Below are 7,799 nucleotides of genomic sequence, written 5' to 3' on the forward strand. Positions count from 1 at the left end.
AAACATCTATCGGACGCCTGTTTCTGGCGGGCGTGTTTCCGGGACTGCTGTTGACGACCCTATTTATGATGTGGTCTCTTTATTATGCGTGGCGTCGGGGGTTCGATTTTACTGAAAAAATTGGAGCTTTTTCCTGGCGTGAGAAATTTGAAATCCTGCCCAGAGTATTACCCTTTCTGGCAATCATTATCGGAATTTTGTTTGTCCTTTACGGTGGGGTTGCGACGCCATCTGAAGCCGCGGGCGTTGGGGCTTTGTTCTGCCTCATTCTGGTTGCAGTGATCTATAAAATTATCCAGCCAAAGAAAATTTGGGCGATTGTCAGCGATTCAACGCGCGAAAGTGTGATGTTCCTGATGATTATCGGGTCTTCGGCCTTGTTCGCCTATACGCTTTCGAGTCTTTTTGTGACGCAGTCTGTTGCTGAATATATTGCAGCTCTGGACGTTAATCGCTGGGTGTTGATGTTGATGATCAACCTCTTTCTTCTGGTTGCGGGCTTTTTTCTGCCTCCTGTTGCAGTCATTGTCATGACAGCGCCAATATTGTTACCCATAATTGTTAATGCTGGTTTTGATCCATACTGGTTTGCCGTCATTTTGACCATAAATATGGAGATCGGGCTGATTACGCCACCCGTTGGATTAAACCTGTATGTGATAAATGGCATAGCGCCTGAAATTTCACTGCCAACGATCTTGAAAGGCGCGTTGCCTTTTATGATCTGTATGATTGTCGGTATTGTTATTTTGTGTGTGTTTCCGGAAATAGCCACTTGGCTACCAAATGAAGTTATGGGAAATCGCTAGATGAGACAAACTTTTGTATCCAACCTTTTTAATTCCATTGCTGATGCCGGCCGGGATCTTCTCGATCGCGGGGCTGGGAAATCGAGAAGTCATTCCATTGCAGGGGTGTGCCGGGATTTGCTAACGCAGCGCGGCGAAGCGTCTGGAATGGCACTTGCCCGTGAAGTTGTCGACTTGTGGGGTGAATTGGAAGATCAGGAAAAACTCGATTTTCTTTATTTTCTGGCTGAAGAAGTGTGCGCCGATGCTAAAAAGGTAGATGACGCGGTTTCGCTTTATCAGAAAGACAAAAGTGAAGAAAACAGGCGCAAACTGGCGTCTGTTCTGGAAGCGCCACGGCAAGAATTGATGCGGCGTATCAATTTTGCGCCGGGCGGTACCGCAGCCATTATCGATATCAGAAAATTTCTGGTGTCCAAATTGCGCGAACATCCTGACCTGATCGGTGTCGATCAGGATATCAAACATTTATTGTCCAGTTGGTTTAACCGAGGTTTTCTTGAGTTGGCTGAAATCAGCTGGCGAACGCCCGCGGTTGTTCTTGAAAAGCTGATTGAGTATGAAGCGGTTCACGAAATCGAAGGCTGGGACGATTTGCGGCGTCGTCTGGATCAGGATCGTCGCTGCTTTGCCTTTTTTCATCCCGCATTGCCTGATGAGCCCTTAATTTTTGTGGAAGTGGCTTTGGTGAAGGGGCTGGCTTCCGCTGTTCAGCCCTTATTGTCGCAGGAAGATGGCCGACTGGATGCTCAAAAAGCAGATACTGCGATCTTCTATTCGATCAGTAACTGTCAGGATGGCCTGAAAGGGATCAGTTTTGGTAATTTTCTGATCAAGCAGGTGGTAGCAGAATTGTCTTTGCAGCTGCCTAACCTCAAGCACTTTTCAACCCTTTCTCCAATACCGGGCTTTATGAAGTGGTTTGCAAAAACCGAAGGTCAGATTGGGTCTTTGACTGAAGATAAAGTCAAAGAGGTGAAAAAAGCACTTCTTGATAAGAAATGGTATCAGGATGAGGCCGTTGCCAATAAAATCAAAGAGCCAATGGAACAGTTGGTTGCGCATTATTTGATGCATGAAAAATCAAGAGAAAGACCGCTTGATCCGGTTTCACGGTTCCATTTGGGTAATGGGGCCCGGTTAGAACGTATTAACTGGCTTGGCGATGTTTCGACAAACGGTCTCAAGCAATCTGCCGGGTTGCTGGTTAATTATTATTACAGCCTGAAAGATATAGAAAAGAACCACGAAGCGTATATAAACGAGAAAAAAGTGGTGGCATCGTCTGCCATTCAATCATTGGCCAAAGTCGGCTGATACGTCTGTCCAACCCGTGGGTCACCTGACGGAACAACAGAAATTTTGTCAGGTGATTGACGGACCGCCGTTGGTTTCTATAGTAGCGGGATATCCGATTGTTTCTGGAGTGTTCTCGATGAAATCCTTGTTTCACCTAGCCTATAATGTGCGGGACCTAGACGAAGCCCGAAATTTTTACACTGACTTTTTGGGCTGCAAAGAGGGGCGCAGCACGGAAACATGGGTTGATTTCAGTTTTTATGGCCACCAATTGTCGTTGCATATTGGTGAACCTTTCGCGACCCGGAATACCGGCAAGGTCGGTGAGTATCTGGTGCCGATGCCTCATTTTGGGCTCGTTTTGCCCCTCTCGGAATGGCAGGATTTGGCTGATCGGCTCAAGCAGAAAAATCTGACATTTGTTCTGGAGCCGTCAGTGAGATTTGAAGGCGAGCCGGGAGAACAGTGGACAATGTTTTTTAGAGACCCCTCCGGAAATCCGATCGAAGTAAAAGGCTTTAAAGATTTTGATGGCGTGTTCGCCGCTTGAATGAAGTAAACACCTTTTGACGTTCATAACGCCCAAAATCAGGTTGATGGTATGATGAAAACTATTCCTTTTGTCAGTCAGTGTTCCAATGAAGAAGAGCAGGACTGGATCAAAACGCTGGCCGAGAAGCTTCCGGGAGAAGTTATTGTCCCCTTTGCGGCGCTAACGGATCAGCAAAAGGAGGAGGCGGAAATCGCGATTGTCGCCAATCCCAAGCCGGAAGAGGTGGCAATGCTCCCTAATCTGAAATGGGTTCATAGTGTTTGGGCGGGGGTAGAACGCCTACTCGCTGATTTAGGGGACCGTCCTTTTGATATTGTCCGACTGGTCGACCCTGAACTTGGGCACACGATGGCAGAGGCTGTTCTTGCTTGGACCCTATATTTGCACAGGGATATGCCGTCTTACGCAAAATTCCAGAAGCAACGGGAATGGGTTGAGCTTCCTTATATAAAAGCCGCTGACAAAACGGTTGGCATTATCGGCCTTGGCGCGTTGGGGCGGGCATCGGCAAAGATTTTGGGTGATTTTGGCTTTCAGGTGGCGGGATGGAGCCGGAGTCAAAAAGACATAGATGGCGTTCAGTGTTATTCGGGGCCTGATGGTTTATACGCCCTTGCAGAACGCTCGGACATTCTGGTGTGTCTTCTGCCTTTAACAAGCGAAACGACAGGACTTCTGGATGGGCGTGTCTTCGCAAGTGGGGCCAAGGGAAAAGGGTTTATAAATTTCGGACGTGGCGCAGTGGTTAATAATGTGGATCTACTGACCGCCCTGGATAAACAGTATATCTCACACGCCGTTCTCGATGTTTTTGAGCAGGAACCGCTTCCCCGTGAAAGTGAGTTCTGGGGACACGAGAATGTGACAGTTCTTCCTCATATTTCGGCGCCCACTGATATTGACACGGCCAGTACAATCGTCGCCGAAAATATTCAGGCCTATCGTCGATCCGGTGTCTTGCCGCCTGTTGTCAATAAAAAGCGGGGATATTGACTGCTGATTCCTCTTTGATCCGGTTTAGAGGCCGCAAATTTTGTAAATAATCAGCATGCCCTCGCCAACAGGCGAAGAAATTAGTACGCTAGCTCATTAAATTTTCAAAGAAGGCCCATTTGCTTTTGCCGACCATACATTTCTATGTCTATACTGGCATCGCTGACCCGAGATGCGGGCAATTAATAAACAATAAGAAATGGAAGCAACATGTCTGAACAAAAAATGCTTGAAGGTAAAGTTGTCGTTGTTACTGGCGCGGGCCGTGGTATTGGTCGCGGTATTGCGATTATGGCGGCGGAACACGGCGCCAAGGTTGTCGTGAATGATTTTGGCGGAACAGAAACTGGCGAAGGTGGTGATCAGATCCCGGCCATGGAAGTGGTCAAAACGATTTCGGATGCGGGCGGGGAAGCGGTTGCCAATTTCGGTAACGTTGCCAATTCAGACGATGCCGCACAAATGATTGAAGACGCGCGGAGCAACTTTGGTGGGATTGATTGTGTGGTCAATAATGCCGGTATTCTACGCGATGTCATCTTCCATAAAATGAGTGAAGAAGAGTTTGACGCCGTTATAGCAGTGCATCTGAAGGGAAGTTTCAACGTCAGTCGTGCCGCTGCCCCTTATTTCCGTGAACAGCAAAGCGGGTCTTTCGTCCATATGACATCGACGTCCGGTTTGATCGGTAACTTTGGACAGGCCAACTATGCGGCTGCCAAATTGGGGATTGCAGGTTTGTCCCGATCCATTGCACTGGATATGTCCCGTTTTAATGTCAGATCCAATTGTATTTCTCCGTTTGCGTGGTCTCGTTTGATCGGCACAATTCCGCAAGGCACAGATGCTGAAAGAGAACGGGTTAAGAAAATTCAGGCCATGACCCCAGAAAAAATTGCGCCTATGGCAGTTTATCTGCTCAGTGAGCAGGCGGCAGACGTTACTGGTCAGATCTTTGTGGTTCGAAATAACGAAATTTGCTTGATGAGCCAGCCTCGGCCTATCCGTAATTTGCACAATTCGGATGGCTGGACACCTGAAACGGTTGCTGCCCGTGTTGGACCGGCTATCAAATCATCGCTTGTTCCTTTGGAACGGTCTGGAGATGTTTTCTGCTGGGATCCGGTTTAATCGGGAAGGGTCACAATCATGGCAATCGATTATGAAAAGTTGATTAATTGGAAATTTGATCCGATTGAGCAAAACTATACATCGAAAGACAGTATTCTGTATGCCTTGGGGGTTGGTGTGTCTGCCGATCCTTTGGATATGGATCAGTTACGGTTTACCTATGAAGAAGACCAGTTGGCGCTCCCTTCAATGGCAGTGGTTCTGGCCTATCCGGGATTTTTCCTGAAAAAGCCGGAATTTGGCGTGGACTGGGTCAAGGTGCTGCATGGTGAGCAGGGAATTGAGATCCATAAAACCCTGCCTGCTGTCGGAAACGTGGTGGGGGAGACGCGTATCACCGAAATCATCGATAAAGGTGAAGGACGCGGAGCGCTGATTTTCTCAGAGCGTAAAGTTTATGAGAAAGCCAGCGGTGATTTGCTGGCGACACTTACCTCTACCACCTTTGCCCGGGGCGATGGTGGTTTTGGCGGGCCAACAGAAGGGGCACCGCTTCCGCACAAACTTCCTGATCGGGATTGCGATTCAATAGTCGAACTTCCAACCTTGCCTCAGGCCGCATTGATCTATCGGTTGAGTGGCGACTTTAACCCATTGCATGCAGATCCCAGAGTTGCAACAGCGGCTGGCTTCAAGGCCCCCATTTTGCATGGACTTGCCACGCTTGGAGCCGCAGGACATGCTGTTTTGAAGGATGCCTGCGCATACGATCCTGCGCGATTCAAATCCATGCGGTTGCGATTTACCGCGCCGGTTTATCCGGGTGAAACAATTGTAACGGAAATTTGGAAAGATGGATCAGACGTTTCTTTCCGATGCCGCGTGAAAGAGCGGGATATTGTTGTCCTCAACAACGGGCACGCTACAATTGGCTAACGATATACCCTGACCCAAGCGGGTCGGGGCCTTCACATAAGAGTAGGAGTTTTCTTTGAAAGTCTCAGATGCCATTTTGAGCCGCAAAACGGTGCGGCAGTTTTCTGACAAACCGGTAGACGAAGCCACAGTAAGAGAACTGTTGGAAATATCCAAGCGTTCTCCCTCTGGAGGTAACCTTCAACCCTGGACCGTTCATGTCCTGACAGGGGAGCCGCTAAAAGAATTTGTCGCGGATGTGAATAAGAAGCTGATGGCGGGCGTACAGGAAGAGCCGGAATATAATGTTTATCCGCCTGAGTTAAAAGACCCCTACAAAACCCGACGCCGGATTGTCGGGCAACAACTGTATGAACTGATCGGTGTGCCGCGTGAAGATACACCGGGCAAGTTGCGGCAACTTGCCAAAAATTTCAGTTTCTTTGGGGCACCTGTTGGCATGTTCTTTGTTCTCGATCGTCAGATGGAGATCGGGCAGTATGCGGATGTAGGGATGTTTATGCAGTCTTTGATGCTGCTTGCCAGAGAAAAAGGCCTGCATACCTGCCCGCAGGAAGCTTGGGCCCGCTGGCCCAAAACAGTGTCTGAGTATCTGGGGCTGGCAGATCATGAGATTTTATTTTGTGGTCTGGCTCTTGGATATGAAGATGAAGACGCTGTTATCAATAAGCTGCATTCTGAACGGGCGGCGTTGGATGAGTTTGTAACCATGCGTGGGTTTTAAGGGCACCATTATGATGGAAAACGAGATTCTGGTTCAGATCCGGCAGACTGTGAAGCAGCTCTGTAAAGGATTTCCAGGTTCCTATTGGCAGGAGAAGGACCGCAACCGGGCCTATCCAGAAGAGTTTGTTCAAGCGCTCACGGAAGCAGGACTTCTCTCCTCTCTTATCCCGGAAGAGTATGGAGGGGCAGGGCTTCCCTTATCGGTTGCCTCCGCGATTTTAGAAGAAATTCATGCGCAGGGCTGTAACGGCGCCGCCTGTCATGCTCAAATGTATACGATGGGAACGTTGTTGCGTCATGGCAGTGAAGAGCAGCGGCAGAAGTATCTGCCCGGGATCGCGTCGGGAGAATTGCGTCTGCAGGCCTTTGGTGTGACCGAACCGACTGCCGGGACCGATACCACGAGTATATCGACCATGGCTGTCCGGGATGGGGATGAGTATGTCATTAACGGGCAGAAAGTATGGACGTCCCGGGCCGAATATTCTGATCTTATGATACTGCTTGCCCGAACGACACCGAAAGATAAGGTGCAAAAACGCTCTGATGGTCTTTCGGTGTTTGTTGTCGATATGCGAAAAACGGTGGGCAATGGCATGACCATCCGGCCGATCCGTACAATGATCAATCACGCGACAACTGAAGTCTTCTTTGAGGATATGCGCATTCCGGCCGACAGTCTGATCGGTGAAGAGGGAAAAGGGTTCAAATATATCCTGACCGGTATGAACGCTGAGCGCATCCTGATTGCCTCTGAATGTATTGGGGATGCGCGTTGGTTTATCGAAACGGCCTCTGACTATGTAAGAGACCGGAAAGTCTTTGGGCGACCCATTGGGCAAAATCAGGGCGTTCAGTTTCCCATCGCCCGATCCTATGCCCAGACAGAGGCTGCGAAGCTGATGGTTCAAAAAGCATATGGTCTTTATGACGAGGGTAAAGGCTGTGGGGCGGAAGCCAACATGGCCAAGATGCTTGCATCGGAAGCGTCCTGGGCAGCCGGGGAGGCGTGCCTGCAATCTCATGGCGGTTTTGGTTTTGCTGAGGAATATGATGTGGAGCGGAAATATCGCGAAACCCGACTCTATCAAATCGCACCCATCTCAACCAATCTCATTTTGTCCTTTATCGCCGAACATGAGCTTGATTTGCCCCGTTCTTATTAGGTCTTTTGAGAAAGTTCGTCTTGCGCCAGCCTTGGCTCGTAAAAAAAATGAACAGCTCTTTCAATACTCTTTCAGGATGGAAATGGCAGTTTTATTGACCTTTATTGTGCATATGCGAAAAGGCTCAGATTGGGATTTTCATAAAAATTGAAAAAAGATGAAAAAAGGGTTTGACGGGGTGTGGGTATGGGCCTATAAACCGCTCCACGCCAACGGGGCGGGCTACTGAGAACCGGTTGAGAGACG

General features: G+C 48.8%; 8 protein-coding genes. All 8 read left to right on the top strand.

The window, feature by feature from the left end; all coding sequences use genetic code 11:
- Positions 1–809 (top strand): TRAP transporter large permease (locus tag ACJAYR_RS17615; protein WP_415237813.1); only part of this gene is annotated, 809 nt, incomplete at its 5' end.
- Positions 810–2,126 carry a malonyl-CoA decarboxylase gene (locus tag ACJAYR_RS17620; protein WP_415237814.1) on the top strand — a complete coding sequence of 439 codons (1,317 nt, stop codon included), beginning with the start codon at positions 810–812 and terminating at the stop codon, positions 2,124–2,126.
- A 118-nt stretch (positions 2,127–2,244) separates the two neighbouring features.
- Positions 2,245–2,658, top strand: coding sequence for a VOC family protein (locus ACJAYR_RS17625; protein ID WP_415237815.1), 414 nt, complete (start codon positions 2,245–2,247; stop codon positions 2,656–2,658).
- 51 nt (positions 2,659–2,709) lie between these two features.
- A complete protein-coding gene (locus ACJAYR_RS17630) occupies positions 2,710–3,654 on the top strand; it encodes a 2-hydroxyacid dehydrogenase (protein WP_415237816.1) in 945 nt (314 codons plus the stop codon).
- 210 nt (positions 3,655–3,864) lie between these two features.
- Positions 3,865–4,785: an SDR family oxidoreductase gene (locus ACJAYR_RS17635; protein WP_219821753.1), complete on the top strand. Its 921-nt coding sequence runs from the start codon at positions 3,865–3,867 to the stop codon at positions 4,783–4,785.
- Positions 4,786–4,803: 18 nt separating this feature from the next.
- Positions 4,804–5,661, top strand: a complete 858-nt coding sequence (locus tag ACJAYR_RS17640; RefSeq protein ID WP_415237817.1) for a MaoC/PaaZ C-terminal domain-containing protein — start codon at positions 4,804–4,806, stop codon at positions 5,659–5,661.
- A gap of 55 nt (positions 5,662–5,716) precedes the next feature.
- On the top strand, positions 5,717–6,385 hold the full coding sequence (locus ACJAYR_RS17645) for a nitroreductase (RefSeq protein ID WP_415237818.1): 669 nt from the start codon (positions 5,717–5,719) through the stop codon (positions 6,383–6,385).
- A 10-nt stretch (positions 6,386–6,395) separates the two neighbouring features.
- Complete coding sequence (locus tag ACJAYR_RS17650; protein ID WP_415237819.1) at positions 6,396–7,553, top strand: acyl-CoA dehydrogenase family protein; 1,158 nt, start codon at positions 6,396–6,398, stop codon at positions 7,551–7,553.
- Positions 7,554–7,799 lie beyond the last annotated feature (246 nt).

The sequence above is a fragment of the Sneathiella sp. genome, assembly GCF_047631475.1.
GTDB lineage: Bacteria > Pseudomonadota > Alphaproteobacteria > Sneathiellales > Sneathiellaceae > Sneathiella.